The organism is Hydrogenophaga sp. ANAO-22 (assembly GCF_042466645.1).
Lineage (GTDB): Bacteria > Pseudomonadota > Gammaproteobacteria > Burkholderiales > Burkholderiaceae_C > Hydrogenophaga.
Map to the genome: position 1 here is coordinate 26769 of NZ_CP159958.1, position 26056 is coordinate 52824.

Sequence of the window (26056 nt, forward strand, 5' to 3'; positions counted from 1 at the left end):
CCCAACTGTCAAGGCCGCTGTGACTCCAGCGCCGTAGCCCTGGCAGACGACAGCGCCGGCTCGAAGGCCGCAAGTTTGAACGCCAAGGAAGGGGTCGGCCGGCCAGGCCAGGGACGTGAATGCGCCCCTCAAGTGTCAAGAAGCCCAGGAAATTCAGTCGTCCGCGTCGTCGTGCAGGATCGACTCGTAGTCTTGCCCGCCGTAGAACACGCCGATGATGGAAACCAGATCGCCGGCCACGTCGAAGGCGATCACGGCGCGCTTGCGGTAGTTCGTGATGCGCAGGCCAGGCCGCACATCGTCGCGCATGGTGCCGCGCAGCGGGAACGTGCGCAGGCTCTCGCAGTAGGAGACGATTGCCTCGGTGTAGCGAGCGGCAACGTCAGGCGACGCCGCCGCCGCGATGTAGCGGTACAGCTCGGCAAGCTGCTCTTCGGCCTCGGGCGAGAAGACGACCGTGTAGCTCATTGCGCCTTCGCATGCTCGGCGGCCAGGCGGGCGCGCACCTGGTCGGCGGTGACGGCTCGGGAGGGATCGGCTTTCAGGGCGTCATACGCCGGGCCGACCTGGTTGTGAAGCCAGGACTCGACGGCGCGATCACGCGCGAGTAGCGCACGCAGGCCGTCGCGGATGACCTCGCTTTCGCTCGCGTACTCCCCGGTCTTGACTTTCGTTTTCACCACGTCGGCCATGTCGTTCGGCAGGGTGATGCTCAGTTGTTGGGTGGTTCGCATGGCGGCCTCCAGTCGGTTCAATAGGATTCAATCCTATCACTCCAAGGGGGCGAAGTCCAGTTTAGCGGCTAAAGTTTAGCTAAAGTGCTTGACAGGTTAGGACATTTTGTCCTAATATACGTCTTGAAGGCCGGGCATGTCGCCCAGGTCAACTACCGGAGAGTTCCGATGAACACCCAAGACCAACCCGTCACCGCTTCCCTGGTCGCCGAGGCCCAGCGCCTCGACTTCCTGCCCACCTACTTCGGCCCGCGCCTGATGATGCGCGGCGAGGCCCTTGTGTACGCCTGGCTGCGCCGGCTCTGCGAGCGCTACAACGGCGCGTATTGGCACTACTACACCCTGTCGGACGGCGGTTTCTACCTGGCCCCCGACCTGGCCGAGCGCCTGGAGATCGAGGTAGACGGCAACGGCTTCCGGGGCGAACTGTCGGCCGACGCCGCCGGCATTGTCGCAACCCTGTTCGCGCTCGGCCAGCTCGCGGCCGAGATCGCCGGCACGGACGCGGCCGACGCCCTGATCGACCGCTATCACTTCCTGCGCGGCTTCGCGGCCGGCCACCCCGAGGCCGCTGCGATCTACCGGGCTATTGACTGATGAGGGGCGGCCCCGGCTTCGGCCGGGGCTGCACCAGGAGCACGTCAAGCGATGGCGAAGCGAACGAAGCAACCGGCCCAGGCGGGCCAGGACTGGAGCGCGCCGGCGGCCGAGCTGCTGGCCGAGCTGCCGGCAGACCGCAACGGTCTGCTGGCTGCGGCCGTTGCGGCCGTGGTGGAGATCGACGCCGCTGTCATGCGCGGCGACGGCGCGGCGGCCGAGCTGGCCGGCGAACGATACGAGGCGATCATCTGGAAGCTGAACGGCGGCACGAACTTCGGGTGCATGGCCGACGACGAGGCCGCCGGCCGCGTCATCGAGCGGCATTGCGCGGCGGTGCCGGGCGAGGTGCCCTTGTGGGGCCAGCGCGGCCAGTTCCTGGCCGTGACGGGCGACATGCGCGCCCTGGTGGAGTACGAGGCCGGCTATGGCGGGCCGCTCAACGCGCACTTCCAGTTCCACGCGGTTGACCTGGACGGGCCGTTTATCTCGGCGACGGGCTATCGCTCGCACTTCGACACGGCACGGGGCTGCATGACCGTGGACGAGGTTGCGCGCGGCATCCTGGCGGCCATGCTGGCCGAGAAGAAGCGCCCGGTGCTGATCGAGGCGAGCTACCGCGACCGCCTGGCCGACGCTCCCCTGCCCGACTGGCTGGCCGGCCTGGTGCCGCCGGCGCGGCGCGAGCCGGCGACCGTGACGATTCCGCCGGGCTTCGTCCTGGTCGATGTAGTGCTGCCCGCGCACAAGGCGTTCATCGCGCGGCGCTGGGCGGCCGACGCGGCGGGCAAGGTCAAGGCGGCCAGGGCCGCCAGGTCGAACGCCAAGGGAAAGGCCGGGGGCCGCGAGCGCGATCCCGCATCGACGGAAGCGGCGATGCGCTGCAGCACCGCCAAAGCTGACGATGGCGAGCAGGCCGAGGGCGGGCCTGTATCGCCAGAAGCGACGATGCCAGGCGCTGGCGAAGCATCCTGCAGCACCGCCAGGAATGGCGATGCAGTCCCGGCCGACCTGGTGGAGTTCACGCCCGCACCGGGTCAACGGTGCGAGATCGTGAGCGTCCACCATCCGGTGTTCGCCAAGGAGATCGGCAAGCGCGTCATCATCGTGAAGGTGCATCCAGACACCCGCCAGGTGTGGGCGCACGATGACCGGCCGGTGACATACAAGACCAATCGCGCGGGCCGCCGCGTGGTGGATTCAGACCCGAGCTGCATTCAGTCGATCTACGGCTTCGACCAACTGCGGCTTATCACGTGACCAGGAGAAAGAACGAATGACGAACGACGCGAATATCCGGCTGGAGTGCTTGAAGCCAGCCGAGCGGTGGGCGCAGCCGACCGGCGAAGAGGTGCGCGAGGTGCTGCGCCTGGCCGGCCTCACCGGCGGGAAGGCCGCAAAGGTGCTGGGCCTTGGCCCGAAGGGCGACCGGACGATCCGGCGCTGGGTGGGCGAGGACACCCCGATCCCTTATGCCGCCTGGGCGCTGCTGTGCGACTACGCCGGCCTCGGGCTGATCTGGAAAGAGGTTTGACGCCAGGGAAGAAGTTTTAGCGGCTAAAGTGCCTGCATCGGAATACGGTAAAGCGAAAATAGTTTAGCTAAAGTGCTTGACAAGATAGGACATTTTGTCCTAATATAGCACTTGAAGGCCGGGCATTTCGCCCAGGTCGATTACCGGAGAGGTTCCGATGAGCAAGAACAAGATCATGAGCTGGATTGACGCGCTGCCAAACGTGGAGGCTACCGAGTTCCAAGCACGCCGCGATGAGATCGAGGCAAAGATGAACGAGGCGGCCGAGCTGGAGAAGCAAGCGGCGCAGCTCGTGAAGGAGGCGGAAGTGTTGAAGGGATCGGCGTACTTCGCGGCTCTCACGCTGGAAGGTTCCGCCAAGGGCGAATGGTCGAGCCAAGCGGTCGAGCAGGCTAAGCGTAGCGTCGGCTGGTAAGGGAAGGCGGCCCGGCTTCGGCCGGGTCATCCACGGAACGCCAAGAGGAAACAGTCCCATGAGCAAAGGCAAGATCGAGATCATCGAGACGTGCTGCCGGCGCTGCGGCAAGAGCATCCGCACCTTGAGCCACAGCATCATCGGCGCCGATGATGCCCGCGAGAAGTTCGGCAGCATCTGCGGCGGCTGCATCACGCCGGAGGAAGATAACGAGCTGACGGAAATGCTGCTGGCGGCGGCCGTGCGACGCATGAGCGGAGCGACGCTGCAATGACGGCATTCAACACGTTCGACGGCCCCAGGTGGAGGAACGCCCCGGAGTGATCCGGGGCGCTTGGCCTGGTGCTGGCACACCGTAACCATGCTTCCGAGTGGGAGCATCCAGCATTCAACACGTAACCGCGTGGAGGGTCAAGCCATGTCCAACATCGTCAAGTTCCCCAGGGCCAGCAAGCCGCCGGCTCCCGAGCCGGTGCAGCCTGCCGCGCCCGCTGCTGCGCCTGCCGCACCCAAGGCCGAAGGCCGGGGCCTGGTGGCCGGCCTGGTCAAGTTCGTATGGGTGGCGACCGTGCTGGTCTGGCCGGTGCTCAAGTGGGTGCTGGCGATCATCACCTTCTTCCAGTTCGTGCGGATGCTCTACCACTGGAACACGCCCGGCGTGTATGCCGGCTGGTCGTTCCTGGCGTACTTCGCGGCACTGACCGCGATCACCTACTTCGTTTCGATTTTCAAACCAAAAGGGATTTGATATGAGCACCATTTTTGTCCAAACGGCCGGATTGGTAATTGTTCTGCTTTGGTTGGTTGTGCAGTTTGGGATTGGCATCGCATGGTGGAGAGGGGTTATTTCTACTTCCATGTGGAAAGCGATAGGGATCAGATCGACCCTAATCTTTTTTAGCTTATTGGCGGCGTCAGTTTTCATGCTTCAGAACGGGGGCTTGAAATGAAGGGCCCAGCCCGCCCCTACCCGCCCGGTTTCGTGGAGCCGACCACAGGCCGCGTGGCCGTTCTGGTGCGCGAGTACGCGGACAGCGACTTGAACGGCGACGCGCCGGCCTACTGGTACAGCGCGCAATCCGAAGAATGGGGCCTTGACCCCTGGCGTCTCGTGGAGGGCGTCGATCCGCACGTGGGCGGCGGTTCCTTCGACGTGTGCTTTGCCAGCGGCCGCACGCGCACCGTAGGCCCGCTGATGACGGTCTTCCTCAGTGCCGCCCATGCGGCACAGCTCATTGACGCCAAGGGGGAAGAGTTGGCCTTGCAGCGCGCCACCCTGGCGGTCATCGCGGCCGGGTTGGGCCTGCCTGCCGAGGCGCTGCGCATCGAGGTGAAGGTGGAGGGCCGGCCGGCCGTGTTTTACGACCAGGACGGGGCCACGCTTTGCGCGTGCGCGGTGGATTCCGACCACTGGCGGCAGGCGCGGGCGACGGCCGCGACAGCAGCGGCCATCGACAAGGCGCGGACAAATTTTTAGCCGCTAAAACGCTTGACGGCTTTGCATGGTTTAGCTAAACTTCTGCACATGGTCGGCGGCTGGCACCGCCATTTGTTCAACAAACCGGGTGTGGAGTGTTATGGGTGCAATCCATGAAGAAACGGCTAACCGAAGCCCAATTCCAGACGGCCATCAAGGGGCTGGAGATCGGGCAGCAGACCATCGACATAGCGCGCGGCGTGCTGGTCGATGGCCGGCCCCAGGCGGAGTTTGTCACTTCGCTGGGGCTGACCAAGGGGGCAGTGTCGCAGGCGGTCAGTCGCGTTTGGGCGGCAGCGGGGGGCAGCTCCCCGAGGGCTTCGAGCGAGTGACGGCGGTACTGCCGGAGCATCAAGCGTTCATCGTCAAGAAGTGGGAAGCAGACGCCAAGAGGAAACAGGAACCCAAGTCATGAAAACACTGGTCACGGCAATTCAGAAGGGCGGTCAGGGCAAGACGTTCGCCACCTGCCACCTGGCATTCGACTTCCTGGAGCGCGGCCTTCGCGTGGCCGTGATCGACCTGGACACCCAGGGCAACGCATCGTTCACGCTGTCGGCTTACCAATCGGGCTACCTCGCCAGCCAGTTGTTCACCGGAAACACCGACGACCTGCGGTATTGGTTCGGCAAGCGCGAGGGCGAGAGCCTGGCGCTGATCGCGGCAGACGCCAACCTGGCGAACCTGGACAAGATGGAGCTGTCCCAGGCGGCCGCCGCGCTGCGGGCCAGCGTGGCCGCGCTGGGCGAGTTCTTCGACGTGTGCCTGATCGACACGGCCCCCTCCCTTGGCGTCGCCATGACGGCGGCCGTGCTGACGGCCGACTACATGCTGTCGCCTATCGAAATGGAGGCGTACAGCTTGCAGGGCATGAAGAAGATGGTTGCGGTCATCAGCAACCTGCGCAAGCAGAACCCCAAGCTGCGTTTCCTCGGCATGGTGCCGAACAAGGTGGACGCGCGGAAGCCGCGCCACGTCAACAACCTGGCGACGTTGCAGCAGGCATACCCGCAGCTCATCTTGCCGTTCAGCATCGGCGCGCGTGACAGCATCGCCGAGGCGCTGGGCGAGCAAATGCCGGTGTGGAAGATCAAGAAGACCGCCGCGCGGAAGGCCACCCAGGAGGTGCGTGCGCTGGCGGATTACGTGTTCACGAAGATGGAGATCGCGCAATGAGCGCCAAGACCAACGCCAAGAAGAAGGAGCAGGACAAGCCGCAATCGTCCGGGCTGGGCCTGGACGGGCTGGGCGACCTGGCCGGCCTGCTGAACGAGCAGCCGGCGGCCAACGCCGGCGGCGCAGGCCCGCAGGAGCTGCCGCTTGACCTGATCGACGAAGACCCGCACCAGCCGCGCACGGCCGACAACCCCGGCTTCTCGCCGGAGAGCATCGCGGAGATCGGCGAGACGATCAAAGCGCGCGGCGTGAAGTCGCCCATCAGCGTGCGCGAGAACCAGGACGCACCGGGGCGCTACCTCATCAACCACGGTGCGCGGCGCTATCGCGGCTCGAAGTGGGCGCACAAGACCACGATCCCGGCCTTCATCGACAACGACTACAACGAGGCCGACCAGGTTATCGAGAACCTGCAACGCAACGAGCTGACGGCGCGCGAGATCGCCGACTTCATCGGCCGCGAGCTGGCGAAGGGCAAGAAGAAGGGCGAGATCGCCAAGGAGATCGGCAAGTCGCCGGCCTTCGTCACGCAGCACGTCACGCTGCTGGACTTGCCCGAACCCATTGCCGAGGCGTTCAACACCGGCCGGGGCAAGGACGTGACTGTCATCAACGAGCTGGTGACGGCCTACAAGAAGAACCCCGACGAGGTGGCCGCCTGGCTGGCCGACGACAGCCAGGAGCTGACGCGCGGCTCGGTGAAGCTGCTGCGCGAGTTCCTGGAGGACAAGCGCAGTCACGAGGACGGCGACCGCGATCCGAACACCGTCGATGCGCTGACCGGCAAGACCGACGCCGAGGCCGGCGACGGCGAGCAGGGGCCGCAGGATGATGACGCCAAGGGGAAGAAGGAGCCGAAGGAGGCCGACCCCGACAAGCTCAAGAAGGCCATCATCCAGGTCAAGCACGACGACCGGCCGGCACGGCTGATCCTCAACCGCCGGCCCCCGGCCGAGGGCTGGGCCTGGCTCAAGTACGAGGATGACGGCCAGGAGTTCGAGGCCGACCTTGGCACCGTGCAGCTTGTCGCGCTGCTGGAGGGCTGACGCGCCCAGCGCCGGGCATCGCCAACCACCGACCCCACCCTATCGCCCCGCCATCGAGCGGGGCTTTTTTTCGCCCGGCGTTTTAGCCGCTAAAAAAAGTTCAGCTAAACCGCTTGCGTAGTGTTGTATGTTGTAGTATGCTACACGCTACAACATACAACCGGCCAAAGGAGGCCCGACATGGCGATCTCGAAGGAGCAGATATTTGCGGTGGCCGACGAACTGGACGCGGCCGGCCAGAACCCCACCCTGGCGAATGTGCGCAAGCAGCTCGGCAGCGGCAGCTTCACCACCATCAGCGAGGCGATGAACGAGTGGCGGGCACGTAAGGCCAGCCAGGCCGCCCCGATCCGCGAGCCGGCACCGCAGGCGATCACCGACAAGCTGGCCGAGCTGGGCGGCGACTTGTGGGCCGTGGCGCTGGAAATGGCGAACAACCGCCTGGCCGCCGAGCGCGAGGCTCTGGAGGCCGTGCGCCAGGAGACGGAAGCAGCGCGCCAGGAAGCCGCAGAGCTGGCCGACCAGCTCACCGGCGAGCTGGACGAGGCCAAGGCCCGCGTCGCGGCCCTGGAGGCCGTCGAGGCGGCCGCCAAGGGCGAGGCCGACGAGCTGCGCGGCAAGCTCGCGGCGACCAGCGAGCGCGCGGCCACGGCCGAGGCCAGGGCCGGCGAGCTGCGCACGGAGCTGGATCACGCCCACCAGGAGGCCCGCCAGGCGCGCGCAGAGCGCGACAAGGCCCAGGAGCGGGCCACGGCCAGCGCCGACCAGGTGGAGGCCCTGCGGGCCGACCTGGCGGCCGCGAACAGCCGTACCGCCGAGATCGAGCGCCGCGCCGGCGAGCTGCGTGCCGACCTGGAGCGGGCGAACCAGGCGACCGACCAGGCGCGCGCCGCTCAGGCCGAGCAGCGGAAGGCCACCGAGGCGGCCGCCGCCGAGCGCGACCAGGTGCGCGCCGAGCTGGTGAAGGTGCAGGCCAAGGCCGAGGCGGGCGAGCAGGCCCACCAGGAGCAGCGCAAGACGATGGCGGCCGAGGCGCACCGCCAGGCCGAGCGGCTGACCGCCGCCCAGGGCGAGCGCGACCAAGCGAAGCGCGACGCCGCCCAGGCCCGCGAGGAAGCGGCCGGGCTTCGCGGCCGGCTGGAGGCCCTGGAAACCGTCATGGCGCAAGGCCGGCCGGCCGATCCGGCCAGCGGCGGACGCAAAAAGACCTGATAAATCGGTTGGTTTTCCTTAAAATTACCCTGGAACCCTGACAAAACGCACAACCCGGCCGCAGGGAAGGAGCCGGCCTCGCTTTGCCGAGGTCGGCTTTTTTGTTGGAGCGCGGCTTGCATGGGGCCACCATCACCCTTTTTAGAACCACGGCAACCATAGGAGTGCCCGATGAAAGAACGCCTCTTGGTCATGAACGGTCAGCGGATCGTTCAGGCCGAAAAGGACGGCGCTTGGACGAATCAGAAAGTAGACAAGGCGGGCGCGTTGAAGCCCGGCATCTACAACCTGTACACGGCCCAAGCGGCCGACAAGAAGCAGACCCACGCCGGCGTGATCGTTCATGCCGACGCCACCAACGTGTACCAGCAGATCGGCAAGAACTTTGTCATGCACGCTCGGTCAGATTTCGATAAAGTACCTGAAATCGGGAGCGCAAAGAGCATCAGCTACAACGCCCAGGGCAAGGCGGCAGTCGCCGCAGAGGCCCCGAAACTGACGCGGGGGCGCTCCATGTAGCTTTAGCGGCTAAAAAGGAGGCACGCCCTTGAAACGACTCACCATCCCCGGCAGCGGCACCGAGAGCCGCGCCACCAAGCCGGCCCGCGTCAGCGCGCCGGCCACCCTCGGCGGTGCCGCCTTCGGCGCTTCGCGCGAGGACACCGAAGCCGACTTGCTGGAGGCCGCCCAGGCGGCCGAGATCGAGCAGCAGGCCACCCTAGAGGCGGCCCCGGTCGAGCAGTCTTACCCCGAAACCCTGGCGCTCTACGTGCAGGCCAAGCACGACCAGGTGGAGCACATCGAGGACAGGCTAGAAAACCTGATCGACCGGCAGCAGGCCCGCTTGCAGCAGACCCAGGCGTCCGCGCCTGGCCGACTGTCCTTGCCTGGCTCTAAGCGAGCCTGGCAGAACCAGCAGGCGCAGCAGCAGGCCCGCTTGCAGACGCTTCATGCGCGCCTGGAGGCCGTCCGCGAGATCAAGGAAGGCATGGGCCTGCACTCGCCGAAGATCGAAGAGCTGGCGACGCGCAAGATGCGCGCCGAGAACCCCGAGCTGGCTTCCGATTGGGATGCCATGCGCGAAGCCGCCCGCCGGCATGAGCTGCTGATGCGCAAGCAGGAGCAGGAGCGCAAGCTATCCCAGGTCCAGGAGCGGCCAGGGAGATCGCAGTCCTTGGGCCTGTCAGCCAGGCCCGCATAAAAACGAAGCCCGGCGGTTGCCGGGCTTTTTTCTCGAGCATCGCCACTTCTGGCGAGGGAGGCCCGCCGAGGGGCCTGGCGATCATCCTGCAGCATCGTCACAAGCGACGATGCCGGGAGCTGGCCAGCATCGCCGAACTTGGCGATGCCGCCGGCGGGCCGGTCGACCATCGCCAGTTCTGACGATGAGATCCCGCATCGCCATCTACAGCGAGGCCCAAAGGGCCAGGCCGGCGGCCACGACCGCCATGCCGGCCGCGACCATGTTCATCATGGCGACGCGCCGCGCCTCGCGGATCGGCGCGACGAGCTGCGCCGTCACCGCCTCAACCTCGCGCCGCACGGCCTCGGCGGCCGCCTTCGCGCCCTCCTGCATCCCTCGCGTCATGGCGTCCTTGCTGGCCGCCAACGCCGCGTTGAGCGTCCTTTCCGCCTTTCCCTTGGCGTCATCACCCCATCGGTGAGCGATGGACTCCAGTTCCGACTTGAAGGCGTCCAGAATTTCCTGCTGCGCCGATGCGCTGTCCTGCATCAGCTTCATGTTGATGGTCTGGAGGATCAAGATCGGATCGTCGCGGCCCACGGCGATGCCGTGCTTGGCCGCGATCTCCCGTATCAGTTCCTCGATCTTGTCGTCGGCCGCCATCAGAGCACCGCCGCGTTTTCGAGCTGGGCGAAGAGCTGGGTTTTCACGATCTTGAGCCGCTGCCGCGTCATGATCGTGAGCGCCGAATCGGCCAGGGCCTCATCGAAGGTGCGCCGATCTTGGAGCATTTCGGCGAAGTCGCGGCCGTAGGTTTCCTCTTTCAGCGCCGGAATCTGGATGATGGCGGACACACGGCCCTTGTTGGCCGTGTACGCCTTCAACTGCTCGAACCCCTTGCCCTCGTGCTCGATTGGCCCCCAATACGGGTTCAGCCAGACCACGAACAGGCATTCGGCCGGAAACTGGCTGGCGAGCTGGGCGAAGCCGCTCACCGTGTCCACCAGGGCCTGGCCGCCGGTGACGACCGTATGCACCACGAGTTCGTGGCCCATGTCCTGGAGCAGCGCCGGCACCTGGTTGCTGATGAGGTAATGCGACAGCGGCACGAACGAGCTGGCCCCGTTGTCGATGATGACGTCGCCCTCGGCCGACGCGATCATCTCGACCAGGGCGTCGAAATTCCGGGTGTTGATCTCGTCGCCGTCCATGATGTTGAGCCGGCGCACGTTGAGGGCTTTGTAGCCCTCGAACGTCGCGTTCACCGGATCGGTGTCGATGCAAAGCGGCTTCTGTCCCTTGCCGGCTTTGTACTGCGCGATGGTGGCCGCGATCATCGACTTGCCGACGCCGCCCTTGCCTTGCAGAACCATGTGAATTTTCGCCATTACAGTAAATCCTCTTTCTTTGGAGTCGCATCAAACGTGAAGCCGCCGATCTTGGGCGGTTCACTCTTGGATTCCGAGGCCGGCGGGGCGGCCTTCGGCTCGGGCTTCGCGCCCTTGGGCTGGCTGTCCGGGGGAGTGGCGGGAGGCGGCGGGGAAGCTACCGGCGCGGCCTTGATGTACCGCTTCACGTGCTGGGTGAAGGTTTCGTACCGACAGCGCAGCCGGCCGGTTTCCTTCATGTGCTCCCAGATCGTTTTCATCGCATAGCCCGCATCGAGCGCCGCTTGCACGTCGCTCTTGACGGCCAGGAACGCGACCACGTGCTTGTCCTGGCGCGGTTTCTTGGCTTCCCGTCCCTTCACCCATTCAGCCAGCTCTTCGGGGTAGGTCTTTGGCATCGTGTTCGTCCATCTAATCCTCTCATCGCAAATGTAACGCTACTAGGCGGCGCTACTCAAACGCAAAAAGTCCGCTATCGGCGTGCATTGGCACGCTTCGACAGCGGCATTATGGGCCATTGTGGCAGGTTTCGCTATATCGGTTGCTGCTTTTGCGGTCTGATAGCGCGATAGTTGCGGATAAATCGTAGTGGCTGGTGTAGACTTTCCTTGGTGTTATTAACGCCGTAAGGCGGGCAGGATGTGTGAAGTTAGCTAACCGGCGAGCCGGTTATCTATCTTCACTGTCCCTTATTCGCGCCGGGGGCGCTCAACGGGTCATCCTGCTCTGCGAGGCAGCCGGCTACCGCCGGCATGAGAGACGAGGCGAGGCATGGAGAACGACGAGAAGGAACACGGTCGCCGGCGGCGGCAGCACCTGCGGGTGCCGGTGTTCCCGGAAGAAAAAGACGAGATCGAGGCGAACGCCAAGAGGGCGGGCGTCAGCGTGGCGCGCTACCTGCGCGACGTGGGACAGGGCTACCAGATCAAGGGCGTCATGGACTACCAGCACGTGCGCGAGCTGGTGCGCGTCAACGGCGACCTTGGCCGCCTTGGTGGCCTGCTCAAGCTCTGGCTGACCGATGACGTGCGAACGCTCCAGTTCGGCGAGGCGACCATCCTGGCCCTGCTGGGCCGGATCGAGGCCACCCAGGACGAAATGAGCCGGATCATGAAGGCCGTGGTTCAGCCGAGGGCTGAGCCTTGAGCTTTTTAGCGGCTAAAAAGCCCGGAGGCCGGCCATGATCGCCAAGCACGTGCCGATGCGCTCGCTTGGCAAAAGCGACTTTGCGGGCCTGGCGAACTACATCACCGACGCGCAAAGCAAAGACCACCGGCTGGGCCACGTGCAGGCGACGAACTGCGAGGCCGGTTCCATCCAGGACGCCATCACGGAAGTGCTGGCGACCCAGCACACGAACACCCGCGCGAAGGGCGACAAGACCTATCACCTGATCGTCAGCTTCCGGGCCGGCGAGCAGCCCGGCGCCGACACCCTGCGCGCGATTGAAGAACGCATTTGTGCCGGGCTGGGCTATGGCGAGCATCAGCGAATCAGTGCCGTCCACAACGACACCGACAACCTGCACATCCACATCGCCATCAACAAGATTCACCCGACGCGGCACACGATGCACGAGCCGTACTACCCGCACCGGGCGCTGGCGGAACTCTGCACGGCCCTGGAGCGCGACTACGGCCTGGAGCGCGACAACCACGAGCCGCGCAAGCGCGGCGCGGAGGGCCGGGCCGCCGACATGGAGCGGCACGCCGGCGTTGAAAGCCTGGTCGGCTGGATCAAGCGGGAGTGCCTGGACGAAATCAAGGGCGCGCAGTCCTGGCAGGAGCTGCACCAGGTCATGCGCGAAAACGGCCTGGAGTTGCGCGTCCGCGCCAATGGCCTCGTGTTCGAGGCCGGCGACGGCACGATGGTGAAGGCGAGCACAGTAGCCCGCGACCTTTCCAAGCCGAGCCTGGAGGCGCGGCTTGGCCCGTTCGAGGCTTCGCCCGAACGGCAGGCGCAAACCACCGCGAAGCGGCAGTACCGCAAAGACCCCATCCGTCTCCGCGTCAACACCGTGGAGCTGTACGCGAAGTACAAGGCCGAGCAGCAGAGCTTGACCACGGCGCGCGGTCAGGCCCTGGAGCGCGCCCGGCATCGCAAGGATCGGCTGATCGAGGCGGCCAAGCGGTCGAACCGCCTGCGCCGCGCAACGATCAAGGTGGTTGGCGAGGGGCGCGCGAACAAGAAGCTGCTGTACGCCCAGGCGAGCAAGGCGCTGCGCAGCGAAATCCAGGCGATCAACAAACAGTTCCAGCAGGAGCGCACCGCGCTCTATGCCGAGCACAGCCGGCGCACGTGGGCCGACTGGCTCAAGAAGGAGGCACAGCATGGCAGCGCCGATGCCCTGGCCGCCTTACGCGCCCGCGAGGCGGCCCAGGGCCTCAAGGGCAACACCATCCGGGGCGAGGGCCAGGCGAAGCCCGGCCACGCGCCGGCGGTGGACAACATCACGAAGAAGGGGACGATCATCTTCCGCGCCGGCATGAGCGCCGTGCGCGATGACGGCGACCGCCTGCAAGTCTCCCGCGAGGCCACGCGCGAAGGGCTGCAAGAAGCCCTGCGCCTGGCGATGCAACGCTACGGCAACCGCATCACCGTCAACGGCACGGTGGAGTTCAAGGCGCAGATGATCCGCGCCGCCGTCGATTCCCAACTACCCATCACCTTCACCGATCCGGCTCTTGAGAGCCGGCGGCAGGCGCTTTTGAACAAGGAGAACACCCATGAGCGAACCGAAAGACCAGAGCATCGAGGACGAGCTGGACGCGGCGCTGGCGGCCCTGGACAGCGGCCCTCTGCCGACCAGCACGCTACCGGAGCCGCAGCCGTCGCCCGAGCAGGCGACGGCCGGCCAGCAGCCGGCCGAGGCGACCGCGCCGCCGCCGGCATTCACGCCGCCAACGTCCACCGGAAGCCCGACGTTGGACGCCTTGGAAGAAAACCGCCGCCCCAAAGCCAGCACCGTTTGCGAGCACTGTCCGAACTCGGTGTGGTTCGCATCGCCGGCGGAAGTGAAGTGCTACTGCCGCGTGATGTTCCTCGTCACGTGGAGCAGCAAGGAACCCAACCAGATCACGCACTGCGACGGGGAATTTCTCGGCCAGGAACAGGAGTAGGCCAGACGCCGCCGGGCGTCGTCGCTGCCGACAAGTACATCGCCGAGCGCGAGGCGAAGCGCCTAAAAGGTTTCGATATACCGAAGCATTCCCGATATACTGCCGGTGAAGGTGTCCTTACGTTCCAGGGCACCCGGAACGTCGAGGGCCAGCCGCTGGCCCTCTTGAAGCGAGGTGAAGAGGTCATGGTTATGCCCATCGACCAGGCCACGGCCCGGCGCTTGACGCGCATCGCGGTCGGCGATGCCGTCTCGATCACCGCGAAAGGCTCCATCAAAACGTCGAAAGGAAGGAGTAGATGAAGATCAAGATGAACAACGCGGTAGGGCCGCAAGTCCGAACCGCCAAACCGAAGCCGAGCAAGCTGCTGCCGGTGCTGGGCGCGGCCTCGATGGTCGGCGGCCTCCAGGCCGCGACGCAGTTCTTCGCCCACACGTTCGCCTATCACGCGACCCTCGGCCCCAACGTGGGCCACGTGTACGCGCCCTGGTCGATCCTGCACTGGACGTACAAGTGGTACAGCCAGTACCCGGACGAGATCATGAAGGCCGGCAGCATGGGAATGCTGGTTTCGACCGTGGGCCTGCTGGGCGTGGCCGTGGCGAAGGTCGTCACGTCCAACAGCTCGAAGGCGAACGAGTACCTGCACGGCTCGGCCCGCTGGGCCGAGAAGAAGGACATTCAGGCGGCCGGCCTGCTGCCGCGCGAGCGCAACGTCCTGGAGATCGTCACCGGCAAGGCTGCACCCACGGCCACCGGCGTGTACGTGGGCGGCTGGCAGGACAAGGACGGCAATTTCTTCTACCTGCGGCACAGCGGCCCCGAGCACGTGCTGACCTACGCACCCACGCGCTCGGGCAAGGGCGTCGGCCTGGTGGTGCCGACGCTGCTGTCGTGGGGCGCGAGCAGCGTCATCACCGACTTGAAAGGCGAGTTGTGGGCCTTGACCGCCGGCTGGCGGCAGAAGCACGCCAAGAACAAGGTGCTGCGCTTCGAGCCGGCCAGCACCTCGGGCGGCGTCTGCTGGAACCCGCTGGACGAAATCCGCCTCGGCACTGAATACGAGGTGGGCGACGTGCAGAACCTCGCCACGCTGATCGTTGACCCGGACGGCAAGGGCCTGGACTCGCACTGGCAGAAAACCGCCTTTGCGCTCCTGGTCGGCGTGATCCTGCACGCGCTGTACAAGGCCAAGGACGAGGGCGGCACCGCCACGCTGCCGTCAGTCGATGCGATGCTGGCCGACCCGAACCGGGACATTGGCGAGCTTTGGATGGAAATGGCGACCTACGGGCACGTAGACGGCCAGAACCATCACGCCATCGGCTCGGCGGCCCGCGACATGATGGATCGCCCGGAGGAAGAAGCCGGCTCGGTGCTGTCCACGGCCAAGTCGTACCTGGCCCTGTACCGCGACCCCGTGGTGGCCCGCAACGTCAGCCGGTCGGACTTCCGCATCAAGCAGTTGATGCACGAGGACGACCCGGTAAGCCTCTACATCGTCACCCAGCCCAACGACAAGGCCCGCCTGCGGCCGCTGGTGCGCGTCATGGTGAACATGATCGTGCGCCTGCTGGCCGACAAGATGGACTTCGAGGGCGGCCGCCCGGTGGCGCACTACAAGCACCGGCTCTTGATGATGCTGGACGAGTTCCCGAGCCTCGGGAAGCTGGAGATCATGCAAGAGTCGCTGGCCTTCGTGGCCGGCTACGGCATCAAGTGCTACCTCATCTGCCAGGACATTAACCAGCTCAAGAGCCGCGAGACGGGCTACGGCCACGACGAAAGCATCACGTCGAACTGCCACGTGCAGAACGCCTATCCGCCCAACCGCGTCGAGACGGCGGAACACCTGTCCCGCCTCACCGGGCAGACCACCGTGGTGAAAGAGCAGATCACGACCAGCGGCCGCCGCACGGCGGCGATGCTGGGCCAGGTGTCGCGCACCTACCAGGAGGTGCAGCGGCCCTTGCTGACGCCCGACGAATGCCTGCGCATGCCGGGGCCGAAGAAGAACGCCCAGGGCGAGATCGAAGAGGCCGGCGACATGGTGATCTACGTCGCGGGCTACCCGGCGATCTACGGCAAGCAACCCCTGTACTTCAAAGACCCGGTGTTCTCGGCACGCGCCGCGATCCCCGCGCCCAAGGTCAGCGACCGCCTGCGCGCCGTCGCACAGGCCGAGACGGAAGGGGAGGGCATCACGATATGAGCCGCATCCTGAAACGCATCGCGGCAGGCGTCGCCATCGCGGGCGTGGCCGCCCTGCTGCTGGCGGCCGGCGGCTATGCCGCCGGTGCCCGCGTGAACACCACCAAGAGCATTCCGGTCGGCCTGTACTGGACGAGCAGCGCGCCGGTGGAGAAGGGGGCCTACGTCCTCTTCTGCCCGCCGAAGCTCGGCGTGTTCGATGACGCCAAAGAGCGGGGCTACATCGGGGCCGGCTTCTGCGAGGGCGGCTACGGCTACATGATGAAGCGCGTTTTAGCCGCTAAAGACGATGCCGTGGCCGTCGCCGATGACGGCGTGCGCGTCAACGGCGAGCTGCTGCCCCTCAGCGCGCCGATCAAGGCCGACAAGGCCGGGCGGCCGCTGCCGCGCTACCAGTCCAACAGCTACACCCTCGGCAATTCCGAGGTGCTGCTTATGTCGGACGTGAGCGCCACATCCTTCGACGGCCGCTACTTCGGCCCGATCAATCGTTCGCAAATCAAGACCGTGATCCGTCCGGTCATCACCTGGTAGGGAGACACCACCATGCGCCTTTTCATCGCAGAAAAGCCGTCCGTCGCCAAGGCCATCGCCGGCGAGCTGGGCGCGACCGGCAAGGGAGACGGCTTCATCGAGTGCGGAACCGACAAAGTGACCTGGTGCTTTGGGCACATGCTCGAACAGGCCGACCCCGACGAGTACACGCCCGATGACGTGCCGCGCGGCCAGTCCGGCAAGAAGGTTTGGCGCGTCGATGAGCTGCCCATCATTCCCGAGAGCTGGATTCTCAAGCCCAAGGACGACGCGAAGAAGCAGCTCGCCGTGATCGGCAAGCTACTCAAGGAGGCCAAGGAGATCGTCAACGCCGGCGACCCTGACCGTGAAGGCCAGTTGCTGGTTGACGAAGTGCTGGAGCACTTCCGCAACAGCAAGCCGGTGCGCCGCTTTTGGGTGAGCGCGCAAGACTCCGTTTCCGTCAAGCGGGGCCTGGCCGCGTTGAAAGAGAACACCACGTATGCCGGCTGGGCAGACGCCGCACGCGGGCGGCAGCGCGCCGACTGGCTGATCGGCATGAACCTCAGCCGCGCGTACACGCTGCGCGCGCAGCGCGGCGGCTCGCGCGCCCTGCTGACCGTGGGCCGCGTGCAGACGCCGACGCTGGCCCTCGTGGTCGCCCGCGACCGTGAGATCGAGGCATTCAAGGCCGTGCCGTACCACACCATCCGGGCGATGGTGCAGCACGCCGGCGGCAGCTTCACCGCTGCATGGAAGGCGAAGGAGGATCAAGCCGGCCTGGACAGCGAAGGCCGCCTTGTCGATACCGCCGTCGCCGACGCCCTGGTGGCCGCCGTCAAGGGCCAGCCGGGCACCATCGCCGCGTACAAGCAGGAGGCCAAGAAGCAGAACCAGCCGTTGGCCTTCGCCCTGTCCGACATTACGGCCCTGGCCTCGGCCAAGTTTGGCTACAGCGCCGAGGACGTGCTGAATACCTGCCAGGCGCTCTACGAGACGCACAAGCTGACCTCGTACCCGCGCACCGACTGCGCCTACCTGCCGGAGTCGCAGCACGCCGACGCGCCGCGCGTGCTGGAGGCGATCAAGCACGTCAACCCCGAGCTGGCCGGCCTGGTCGATGGGGCCGATCCGCGCATCAAGTCCAAGACGTGGGACGACTCCAAGATCACCGCGCACCACGGCATCGTGCCGACCATGCAGAAGGGCAACAAAGCCGCCCTCAGCGAGCGCGAGCGCAACATCTACGACCTGATCGTGCGCGCCTACCTGGCGCAGTTCTACCCGCTGCACGAGTACATGCAGACCACGGTGGGCGTCGAGATCGCGGGCGAGAACTTCGCGGCGAGCGGCAAGGTAGTCACGCGCAACGGCTGGCGTGACGTGTACAGCCAGGCCGACGAGGAAGCGGAGAAGGACGAAGACGACGACAGCGGCACGCAGGCCCTGCCGTCGATGGCCCAGGGCGACGCCGTGACCTGCACGGACGCCACCCGCAAGGACGCCAAGACGAAGCCGCCGGCGCGCTTCACCGAGGGCACGCTGATCCGCGCGATGGAGAACATCCACAAGTTCGTCAGCGACGCCGAGCACAAGAAGATGCTGCGCGAGGGCGACGGCATCGGCACGTCCGCCACCCGCGCGTCGATCATTTCCGAGTTGAAGCGGCGCGAGTTCCTGGCCGTCAAGGGCAAGCAGATCATCAGCACGACCCTCGGCCGCAGCGTCATCGACGCGCTGCCCGAGGTTGTGAAAAGCCCGGTGCTGACTGCGCTCTACGAGCGGATGCTGAAAGGCGTCGAGCAGGGCACGGCCGCCCTGGACGCCTTCATCACGAAGCAAGAGACGTTCATCCGCGACCAGGTGGCGAAGGCCAACAGCGGAGCCGTGACCATCGCCGGCGGCAAGGAAGCCGCGCCGGTGTCGTCCCTTCACAAGTGCATGGCCTGCGGCAGCGGCTTGTCGCGCCGGCCGAGCAAGAAGAAGGGGCAATTCTGGTGGGGTTGCAGCAACTTCCCCACGTGCAAGCAGACCTACCCCGACCTCAAGGGCCGGCCCGACTACAGCAAGGGCCGCAACGGCCCGGCATCCGAATGACCACAGCGAAGGAGATCGACCATGAACGAGCAAACCACCACCAACACCGCCGCCCATGACGAGCCGCTGGCCGTCCTGCCGCCGGTTGACGACGACGCCGCCGGCCGCGAGGCCGTGCGCGAGAAGATGGCCGACGCGCTGACGCCCGGCTTCCAGGTCGAGTTCGACCCCGACGAAGCCGAGCGCGTGGGCGCGTTCGTGGAGGACGCGCTGTCCGAGCAGGACGCCGCCGCGAGCGGCGACGACCTGGTGGAAGTCGATGGCGCACTGGAGCCGGCATTCCTGGACGACGAAGGCCCTAGCGCCGACATCCCGCCGTTCATCACCACCACGAACGCCCGCGAGCTGTACGACCTGCGGCCCGGCGAGACGGTGGCCCAGGCCGCCGCGCGCAAGGCGTCGGAGGGCTGACCCATGCCGATCACGAAAGCCGAGGCGCAAGGGGTGACGCGGGCTTTCGTCCGCGACTACCCCGGCGCGCTGGAGCTGGCCTACAAGTTCCGCGAGGACGCGGCCGAGCTGTACGGGCCGCGTGCGGCCGAGGTGCCGGCCGACATGAAGGGCGGCTACGTGCCCAAGGAGACGATGCACGCCGGCCGCGCCTACCGTGGCCGCGTGGACGTGCCCTTGCAGAACGTCGAGAGCGCCGGCGACCTGCTGATGACGCTGCGGCACGAGGTGTTGGGCCACTACGGGGCCAACACCTTCGCGCCAGGCGAGAAGCGCGCCTTGCTGGACGGCCTGGCGGCCGCCCGCAACGAACCCACCCTCAAGCCGCTATGGGATGACGTGAATCGGCGCTACGCCGGCCAGTCCCTGGACGTGCGCGCCGAGGAAGTGTTTGCCCTGCACTGCGAGGGCATCGAGCCGAGCCAGCACCAGGTCGCCGACCAGGTGCAGCAGCGCGGCCAACAGTCATTCACGGAAACCTGCATCGCCCGCGTGCGGCCCATGCAGGCCGACGACCTGCACAACATCGTGTGCATGGTCGCCCAGGGCCTGCGCGACCGTTCCCGGACGCAGCAGAACTTCCCTCAGTTCAACGAACTATTCCGAAGGGACGAGAACATGGAGCCGAAGAAGCCGTTTCACGAAGTCGTGGCCGAAAAGCTGATCGAGCAGCTCAAGGCCGGCACCGCACCGTGGCAAAAACCGTGGGAGCCGGGCGAACCCAACGCCTACCTGCCGATGAACCCGACCACCGGCAAGCGGTACAAGGGCATCAACGCGATTCACCTGATGGCCCAGGGCCGCAGCGATGCGCGCTGGATGACCTACAAGCAGGCGGCCGCCGTGGGCGCGCAGGTTCGCAAGGGCGAGAAAGGCACGCCGGTTCAATACTGGAAGTTCAGCGAAGAGCAAGACAAGCTGGACGACAGCGGCCGGCCCGTCCTCGATGCGAAGGGCCAGCCGGTCAAGGAAACCGTCATGCTGGAGCGGCCGCGCGTGTTCTTTGCGACCGTGTTCAATGGCGAGCAGATCGACGGCCTACCGCCGCTCCAGCCGAAGAAGGAACAGACCTGGAACGCCGTCGAGCGCGCCGAGCACATCCTGAAAGCCTCGGGCGCGACGATCACGCACGCCGCCGGGGATCGGGCGTTCTACCGTCCATCGACCGACAGCATCACCCTGCCGGAGCGCGGCCAGTTCCCCAGCTCCGACCGCTACTACGCGACGGCGCTGCACGAGCTGGGCCACTGGACGGGCCACGCTTCGCGCCTTGACCGCGACCTGGCGCACCCGTTCGGAAGCGAGGGTTACGCCAAGGAAGAGCTGCGCGCCGAGATCGCTTCCATGATCGTCGGCGACGAGCTGGGCATCGGCCACGATCCGGGCCAGCACGCCGCCTATGTGGGTTCGTGGATCAAGGCGCTGCAAGACGAGCCGCTGGAGGTGTTCCGCGCGGCCGCCGACGCCGAGAAGATTCACGACTACGTGCTGGCCTTCGAGCAGCAGCAGGTTCAGGAGCAAGACCAGCAGCAGAGCCAGGCCCAGGACGAAGCCGTGGCCCAGGCCCTGGCCGTGGACATTGCCGAAGTCCTGGACAACCCGGACGTGTCTTTCAGCCACTACCAGGCATTCCAGGGCGACACCCTGGAAGATGCCTTGCGCAGCCGTGGCCTCGAAACCGTGGGCAGCATCACCGGCACCGATCCCGAGCAGTTCTACGCGGTCGCGCATGACCGGCTGTCGCCGGTGTTCGGCATCGACCCGAGCCACACCGACACCGACAACGCCTACCTGGAGCGCAAGGGCCTGGCGCAAGAGTTCGCCAACATGGCGGAACAGCTCCACCTCGCGCAGCAGCTCCAGCAGCACGGCGAACAGATCGTGTCTGGCATCGACGCCGAAGCCCGGTGGAGCGACGGCCAACGCATCTTTGCGTTCCACGACCAGGACGGCGAACCCCACCAGGTTCGCAGCCTGGACGAGCTGAACAACTACGCGCCCGACCAGTTGATGGCCCTGCCGGCGCTGACCCAGCAGCAAGCGGCCGTCGCAGACCAGGAGGCGAACATGACCCCACCGACCAACGACCAGGCGGCCGCCCTGCTGGCCGCCCATCCTGCCGACGCGGTGCAGGGCATCGAGCAGGCCGCCGCCGCGCGCCGGCAGCTCGCCGCCGGCGAGATCGACGGCCAGGCGTTCGCCGAGGCGACCCGTCAACACCTTGGCGTTGAGCTGCCGCCCGACTGGAGCGGCGAGCTGCGCATCGTCGGCGTGGCCGAACAGGACGGCCAGACCGTAGATGCCACCCAGGCCGGCATCGAGCCGCAGGCATTCCAGGTGTACGCGCGCAAGGCCGATGCGCAGTTCGGCGAGGACGCCTTTGCCTTCGTGGCCGGCACCCGCACCGAGGGCCAGGCCGAGGCGCTGGCCGAGCGCCTGCACCTGGTCGATGCGCTGGGCACCGACAACCAGCACGAGCGCGCCACCAAGCTGGCCCGCGTGCAGGAAGAGCGTGTACGGCGCGACCCCAATGCGACCGAAGAGGACATTTCAGCCGCTAAAGAGGCGCGCAAGACCGCCGAGGCGTCGGCCATGCTCAACGACACCGACGCGCAGCGCCGCGCGGCCGAGCTGGAGCGCCAGGAGCGCGACCGGCAGCAGGCGCAGCCGCAGGGCGAGAAGCCCGAACGGCAGTACATCAACGTGCCGTACAAGGAGAAGGACGAGGCCAAGAGCCTCGGGGCGCGCTGGGATCGGCAACAACAGTCCTGGTACGTGCCGCCGGGCACCGATGCCGCTCCCTTCGCCAAGTGGGCGCAGGGAGCCGCTACAGCGGCCGTAGAACCGCGTTCGGCCCAGCCGGCACCCGAAGCCCAGGGCGAGGCGCAGAAGCCCACGCAGCAGGCGCAGCAGGCCCGCCAGTACCTGGCGGTGCCCTACGAGCAGCGCAACGCCGCCAAGGCCGCCGGCGCGCTTTGGGACAAGGCCGCGAAGTCCTGGTATGTCGGCCCGCGTGCCGACGCGGCGAAGCTCGAACGCTGGAAGCCCGAGAACGTGCAGGCCCAGCAAGGGCCAGCGATGACGCCAAGGGAAGAGTTCGCCGAGGCCATGCGCAGCGCCGGCCTGTTCACCGGCAGCAACGCCCAGGGCGATCACCCGATCATGGACGGCAAGCGGCACCGCGTGCCGGTCGAGGGCGGCAAGAAGGGTGCGCTCGATGGCTTCTACGTGGGCCACCTGGACGGGCATCCGGCCGGGCGGATCATCAACAACAAGACCGGCACGGACATTACCTGGAAGAGCAAGGGCTACGCCTTGAGCGACCAGGAGAAGGCCAAGCTCCAGGCCGAGGCGGCCGAGAAGCTGGCACAGCGTGCCGTCGAGCAGGACAAGGCCCAGGAGGCCACCGCGCAGCGCGTCGGCCGGCAGATGGCCGACCTCGTGCCCATCGAGCAGCCGACGCCCTATCTGCAAGCCAAGGGCATCCAGGCGCAGGCCGGCGTGATGACCGACCGCGAAGGCCAGAAGACCTACATCCCGGCCTTCGACGCAGACGGCAAGCAATGGACGATGCAGTACATCCAGGAGGACGGCACCAAGCGGTTCGCCAAGGACTCGAAGAAGGAAGGATGCTTTCACCCTGTCGGCGGCATGGACGCCCTGGCCGCCGCGCCGGCGCTGGTGATCTCCGAGGGCTACGCCACTGCGGCTCAGGTGGCCGAGGCCGTGGGCCACGCCACGGTCGCCGCCTTCGACAGCGGCAACCTTGAGGCCGTGGCGAAGGCGCTGCACGCCAAGTTCCCGGACAAGCCGGTCATCATCGCCGGCGACGACGACCGGCACCTGGTCATGACCCACGGCAACAACCCAGGCCGGGAGAAGGCCGAGGCGGCCGCCCAGGCCGTGGGCGGCAAGGCGATCTTCCCGATCTTCGCGCCGGCCGAGAACACCTACCCGCGCGACTTGCCCGCCATCACGCCCGACAGCTTCAAGACCCACCTCCGCGCCGAGCAGCGCCTTGCCGACGCCGCCGCCGGCAAGGTCGAGCTGGCCGGCGACGAGGCCGCCAAGCTCAAGGCGTCGATGTTGAGCGGCGCGCAGATCGCGGCGCTGTCCACGATGAAGCAGCACACCGACTTCAACGACCTGGCGCACAAGAGCGAGCTGGGCATCGAGGGCGTGAAGCGGCAGATCGGCGCGGCCATCAGCCAGGTGCAGCGCGACGAGCAGCAGCACCAGGAGCAGAAGCACGTCGAGAAAAAGCAACAGCAGATCGAGCAGCGCCCACGGCGGGCCGCGCGCATCGGATAAGTCGAAAAATCCGGCTAAAGTGGTCGAGCTGCACATCAGGCCGCGCGGTTTTCCTCCCTGATCGCCGGCGCGGTTTCTTCCTCCCTGAACCGCATGCAGACTTGCCGCCTCGGACACCCCGAGGCGGTTTTTTTTTCGCCTCGCTCGAGCATCGCCGCATCCGACGATGCCGCGACGACCAGGCCGCGCACGTCGAGCTGCAGCATCGCCATTGCCGACGATGGCACCAGGTCGCCGGCGGTGGCCACCGACCTCGAGCTGGCATCGCCACATCCGACGTCGACCATCGCCAGGTCTGACGATGGCGGCCGCCCTGCCCTGGATCTCGCATCGCCATTTCTGGCGATGAGATCCACGGAGCGGCCATTTAGACCCGCCAACAACGACCCGGCCAAGATAAACCGCATGACGGTCTTTTTGGCCGGGGGTAGCATGACCGGACACTTTGCGTATACCCAAAATGACCGGAGGAACCCATGACCAGCCGCAACGGCTACTTCCCAGGCAAGACCAAGGCGAAGCGCAGCGCGATCATCACGCCGCGCACCGCCCAGGAAACACAGATCGCGGCCATGCCGCGCCAGTCACGCGCAGCTCGCCAGGCGCTCGCCAAGACGCCGCCGCTGCGCGTCGGCGGCGATGGCCTGGTCGAAGGTGCCGACCGCATCATGCGGACGCCGACCGAGCACCAGGCCGCCGGCGTCGCCTTCAAGGTCGCGCGCATCTACTTGCGCGTCAGCACCGACGAGCAGGACTTGACCAGGCAGGCCGCCATCGTGGAGAGCACCAGGGCCGCCGGCTTCTACGTCGCCGGCATCTACCGTGAGAAGGCTTCGGGCGCTCGCGCCGATCGCGCCGAGCTGCTGCGCATGATCGGCGACCTGCAACCCGGTGAAGTCGTCGTTGCGGAGAAGATCGACCGCATCAGCCGCCTGCCGCTGCCCGAGGCCGAACGCCTCGTGGCCTCGATCCGCGCCCAGGGCGCGCGTCTGGCTGTCCCTGGCGTGGTCGATCTATCCGACCTGGCCGCCGAGGCGAAGGGAGTGGCAAAGGTGGTGCTGGAGTCGATCCAGGACATGCTTTTGAAGCTGGCGTTGCAGATGGCCCGCGACGACTACGAGGATCGCCGCGAGCGTCAGCGGCAGGGCGTAGAGCTGGCGAAGGACGCCGGCCGCTACACCGGCCGCAAGGCCAACACAAAGGTGCATGAACGCATCGTGGCGCTGCGCACCGCAGGCCACAGCATTCCAGAGACGGCCAGGCTGGCCGGGTGTAGTGAAAGCCAGGTCAAGCGCGTATGGGCGCTGCACAACCAGGCGCAGGCGTGACCTACTCGGCCGCCTCCAGCTCGCGCAGGCACTCCATGATCGCCGCCCGCTCCAGCGGATCGAGCTTGGCGAGCTTCGCTTGCCAGCGGGCTTTCTTCCGCTTGATGCGCTCACGCTCGCGGAAGTTGCTGCCGAGGTAGCGCAGATCGTGCAGCTCGGCCGGCTCGGGGTAGTTCATCCAGAGCCGTTCAATAGCGATGCCGCCGCGCGTCATCGCGTTGAAGTCGATGGTTCTCCATGACGCCAAGGGAGAGCTGTCATAGATCGTTGAGCTGTAGCCCGACACCATCACCGCGCACGGCAGGCCGGCCAGCACGTCGAGCAGCCGCACGTGGTCGGCGTCGTCGTATTCGTGGCGGTAGAGCTTGCCGCCGCGCCGGCTGTCCATCACGTAGGGCGGATCGACGTAGACGAACTCGGAGCCGGTGAACGGGTGGGACTCCAGCCAGGCCACGGCGTCGCCGTGGTGCAGCTCCAGGCCGGGCACGTCGAGCTGCTGCCAGACCTCGATCACCTCGGGATCAACGTCGATGCCGACGCTGCGGGCAGCGGGCCGCTTGCGCTCCAGGATGTTGCCGCCGCCCAGGTGCGTTTCGATGTACGTGTCGTGAGGCGGGATGTTGTTGATGATCGTCTGGTAGACGCCGGCACCGCCCTTGCCGCCGGGGTATCTCATGGCCTTCTTCCTGGAGTAAATCGGGACTTGGCCAGCATCGTCAGAAATGGCGATGCTGTCAAGAGAAGCCGGCCGGGCCTGCATCGTCAGAGCCGACGATGCGACGCTGCTGGAGCGACCTGCAGCACCGCCAGGAATGGCGATGCCGGATCGCTCAGTAGGTGGGGATGTAGACCACCTCAATGTCCACGCGCTGGTTTTCGCGCCGGCCCTCGGCCGTCGAGTTGTCGGCCACGAAGTCGGCGGCCGACGCGAAGTTCACCATGATCTTGAGCGGCGACACGCCGCGCGCCACCAGGTACGACCTGGCAGAGAGCGCACGGCGCAGCGCAAGGGCCTCGTCGGCCGCGCTGGGCCGTAGCGTGCTGGTGCGCCCGCTGATGTAGATGATCGCCGCGTTCCTGGCGTCGGCCAGCAGCTCCAGCGCCTCGGGCGTGGGCTGGAATGTCGCGCTGCTGTCGGGGAAGGACACCGAGACGCCCGACTTGATGGGCGTCCCGAAGTTGCCGGCGTCGCCGGCGGCCAGGGCGCTTTGCGCGCTGACCAGGAACGCCAGAGAGAGGGCCAGAAGAACGGGTTTTCGCATGGG

28 protein-coding genes and 1 pseudogene are annotated in these 26056 nt (G+C 66.5%); 21 read left to right on the top strand and 8 right to left on the bottom strand.

The genetic code is table 11. From position 1 onward, the window contains the following. Positions 1–153 precede the first annotated feature (153 nt). Together ABSY19_RS29040 and ABSY19_RS29045 are read right to left on the bottom strand one after the other, a co-directional pair. Positions 154–468 carry a type II toxin-antitoxin system RelE/ParE family toxin gene (locus tag ABSY19_RS29040; RefSeq protein WP_378940748.1) on the bottom strand — a complete coding sequence of 105 codons (315 nt, stop codon included), beginning with the start codon at positions 466–468 and terminating at the stop codon, positions 154–156. Further along, positions 465–734: a type II toxin-antitoxin system ParD family antitoxin gene (locus ABSY19_RS29045; RefSeq protein ID WP_001260984.1), complete on the bottom strand. Its 270-nt coding sequence runs from the start codon at positions 732–734 to the stop codon at positions 465–467. The genes ABSY19_RS29040 and ABSY19_RS29045 overlap by 4 nt, the downstream gene beginning before the upstream one ends. Before the next feature lie 168 nt (positions 735–902). Here ABSY19_RS29045 and ABSY19_RS29050 point away from each other — a divergent pair, with 168 nt between their 5' ends. The 13 genes and pseudogenes from ABSY19_RS29050 to kfrC all read left to right on the top strand — a co-directional run bounded on the left by ABSY19_RS29050 (position 903) and on the right by kfrC (position 9392). Continuing rightward, positions 903–1331: an antirestriction protein gene (locus ABSY19_RS29050; protein WP_001095942.1), complete on the top strand. Its 429-nt coding sequence runs from the start codon at positions 903–905 to the stop codon at positions 1329–1331. 51 nt (positions 1332–1382) lie between these two features. After that, complete coding sequence (locus ABSY19_RS29055; RefSeq protein WP_378940745.1) at positions 1383–2591, top strand: klcB; 1209 nt, start codon at positions 1383–1385, stop codon at positions 2589–2591. 16 nt (positions 2592–2607) lie between these two features. Then, positions 2608–2865 (top strand): transcriptional repressor KorC, encoded by a 258-nt coding sequence (gene korC, locus ABSY19_RS29060; RefSeq protein ID WP_041025163.1) that lies wholly within the window; start codon positions 2608–2610, stop codon positions 2863–2865. Between the two features lie 157 nt (positions 2866–3022). After that, positions 3023–3280, top strand: a complete 258-nt coding sequence (gene kleA / locus ABSY19_RS29065; protein ID WP_378940743.1) for a stable inheritance protein KleA — start codon at positions 3023–3025, stop codon at positions 3278–3280. A 58-nt stretch (positions 3281–3338) separates the two neighbouring features. Then, a complete protein-coding gene (locus ABSY19_RS29070; RefSeq protein ID WP_011222109.1) occupies positions 3339–3554 on the top strand; it encodes a DUF2688 domain-containing protein in 216 nt (71 codons plus the stop codon). Positions 3555–3698: 144 nt separating this feature from the next. After that, the gene (gene kleE, locus ABSY19_RS29075; RefSeq protein WP_378940741.1) at positions 3699–4028 is read left to right on the top strand and encodes a KleE stable inheritance protein; all 330 of its coding nucleotides are present in this window, start codon (positions 3699–3701) and stop codon (positions 4026–4028) included. 198 nt (positions 4029–4226) lie between these two features. Then, positions 4227–4757, top strand: a complete 531-nt coding sequence (locus tag ABSY19_RS29080) for a DUF2761 domain-containing protein (RefSeq protein WP_378940739.1) — start codon at positions 4227–4229, stop codon at positions 4755–4757. Between the two features lie 113 nt (positions 4758–4870). Continuing rightward, positions 4871–5172 (top strand): annotated as a pseudogene (locus ABSY19_RS29085) (transcriptional regulator KorA). After that, positions 5169–5933: a ParA family protein gene (locus ABSY19_RS29090; RefSeq protein ID WP_011222106.1), complete on the top strand. Its 765-nt coding sequence runs from the start codon at positions 5169–5171 to the stop codon at positions 5931–5933. Before ABSY19_RS29085 ends, ABSY19_RS29090 begins: the two are co-directional and overlap by 4 nt. Next, positions 5930–6979, top strand: a complete 1050-nt coding sequence (locus ABSY19_RS29095) for a transcriptional repressor gene korB (protein WP_378940737.1) — start codon at positions 5930–5932, stop codon at positions 6977–6979. The genes ABSY19_RS29090 and ABSY19_RS29095 overlap by 4 nt, the downstream gene beginning before the upstream one ends. Positions 6980–7159: 180 nt before the next feature. Next, positions 7160–8191 carry a DNA-binding protein gene (locus ABSY19_RS29100; protein ID WP_378940735.1) on the top strand — a complete coding sequence of 344 codons (1032 nt, stop codon included), beginning with the start codon at positions 7160–7162 and terminating at the stop codon, positions 8189–8191. Between the two features lie 171 nt (positions 8192–8362). Then, positions 8363–8710, top strand: coding sequence for an IncP plasmid survival protein KfrB (gene kfrB / locus ABSY19_RS29105; RefSeq protein ID WP_000664557.1), 348 nt, complete (start codon positions 8363–8365; stop codon positions 8708–8710). A gap of 28 nt (positions 8711–8738) precedes the next feature. After that, positions 8739–9392, top strand: a complete 654-nt coding sequence (gene kfrC / locus ABSY19_RS29110) for an IncP plasmid survival protein KfrC (RefSeq protein ID WP_378940733.1) — start codon at positions 8739–8741, stop codon at positions 9390–9392. Between the two features lie 204 nt (positions 9393–9596). Here the strand turns inward: kfrC and ABSY19_RS29115 are convergent, their stop codons facing one another. The 3 genes from ABSY19_RS29115 to ABSY19_RS29125 are packed head-to-tail and all read right to left on the bottom strand — an operon-like array spanning position 9597 to position 11160. After that, positions 9597–10037: a conjugal transfer protein TraM gene (locus ABSY19_RS29115; protein WP_000718516.1), complete on the bottom strand. Its 441-nt coding sequence runs from the start codon at positions 10035–10037 to the stop codon at positions 9597–9599. Then, the gene (locus ABSY19_RS29120; RefSeq protein WP_001062597.1) at positions 10037–10762 is read right to left on the bottom strand and encodes an ArsA-related P-loop ATPase; all 726 of its coding nucleotides are present in this window, start codon (positions 10760–10762) and stop codon (positions 10037–10039) included. Before ABSY19_RS29120 ends, ABSY19_RS29115 begins: the two co-directional genes overlap by 1 nt. Then, positions 10762–11160: a TraK family protein gene (locus ABSY19_RS29125; RefSeq protein WP_001127128.1), complete on the bottom strand. Its 399-nt coding sequence runs from the start codon at positions 11158–11160 to the stop codon at positions 10762–10764. Before ABSY19_RS29125 ends, ABSY19_RS29120 begins: the two co-directional genes overlap by 1 nt. A 373-nt stretch (positions 11161–11533) precedes the next feature. Between ABSY19_RS29125 and traJ the strand changes: the two genes are divergently transcribed. From traJ to ABSY19_RS29160, 7 genes are read left to right on the top strand one after another with little or no spacing between them, the layout of a single operon-like run. Further along, positions 11534–11908: a conjugal transfer transcriptional regulator TraJ gene (traJ, locus tag ABSY19_RS29130; RefSeq protein WP_000426567.1), complete on the top strand. Its 375-nt coding sequence runs from the start codon at positions 11534–11536 to the stop codon at positions 11906–11908. A gap of 34 nt (positions 11909–11942) precedes the next feature. Continuing rightward, positions 11943–14183: a TraI/MobA(P) family conjugative relaxase gene (traI, locus tag ABSY19_RS29135; RefSeq protein ID WP_378940810.1), complete on the top strand. Its 2241-nt coding sequence runs from the start codon at positions 11943–11945 to the stop codon at positions 14181–14183. After that, positions 14180–16093, top strand: coding sequence for a type IV secretory system conjugative DNA transfer family protein (locus ABSY19_RS29140; RefSeq protein WP_011222099.1), 1914 nt, complete (start codon positions 14180–14182; stop codon positions 16091–16093). Before traI ends, ABSY19_RS29140 begins: the two co-directional genes overlap by 4 nt. After that, positions 16090–16626, top strand: coding sequence for a conjugative transfer signal peptidase TraF (gene traF / locus ABSY19_RS29145; RefSeq protein ID WP_378940807.1), 537 nt, complete (start codon positions 16090–16092; stop codon positions 16624–16626). Before ABSY19_RS29140 ends, traF begins: the two co-directional genes overlap by 4 nt. 12 nt (positions 16627–16638) lie before the next feature. Next, on the top strand, positions 16639–18702 hold the full coding sequence (locus ABSY19_RS29150) for a DNA topoisomerase III (protein WP_378940805.1): 2064 nt from the start codon (positions 16639–16641) through the stop codon (positions 18700–18702). A gap of 21 nt (positions 18703–18723) precedes the next feature. Beyond that, entirely contained in the window at positions 18724–19113 is a 390-nt protein-coding gene (locus ABSY19_RS29155) for a protein TraD (protein ID WP_006122510.1), read from the top strand. 3 nt (positions 19114–19116) lie between these two features. Then, complete coding sequence (locus ABSY19_RS29160) at positions 19117–23463, top strand: zincin-like metallopeptidase domain-containing protein (protein ID WP_378940803.1); 4347 nt, start codon at positions 19117–19119, stop codon at positions 23461–23463. Positions 23464–23498: 35 nt separating this feature from the next. Here the strand turns inward: ABSY19_RS29160 and ABSY19_RS29165 are convergent, their stop codons facing one another. Next, complete coding sequence (locus ABSY19_RS29165; protein WP_382164157.1) at positions 23499–23819, bottom strand: hypothetical protein; 321 nt, start codon at positions 23817–23819, stop codon at positions 23499–23501. A 120-nt stretch (positions 23820–23939) separates the two neighbouring features. Between ABSY19_RS29165 and ABSY19_RS29170 the strand changes: the two genes are divergently transcribed. Continuing rightward, complete coding sequence (locus ABSY19_RS29170; protein ID WP_372359797.1) at positions 23940–24791, top strand: recombinase family protein; 852 nt, start codon at positions 23940–23942, stop codon at positions 24789–24791. A gap of 1 nt (position 24792) precedes the next feature. Here the strand turns inward: ABSY19_RS29170 and ABSY19_RS29175 are convergent, their stop codons facing one another. Together ABSY19_RS29175 and ABSY19_RS29180 are read right to left on the bottom strand one after the other, a co-directional pair. Next, complete coding sequence (locus ABSY19_RS29175; protein WP_378940801.1) at positions 24793–25467, bottom strand: DNA adenine methylase; 675 nt, start codon at positions 25465–25467, stop codon at positions 24793–24795. A gap of 154 nt (positions 25468–25621) precedes the next feature. Next, positions 25622–26053 (bottom strand): OmpA family protein, encoded by a 432-nt coding sequence (locus ABSY19_RS29180; RefSeq protein ID WP_001665065.1) that lies wholly within the window; start codon positions 26051–26053, stop codon positions 25622–25624. Positions 26054–26056 lie beyond the last annotated feature (3 nt).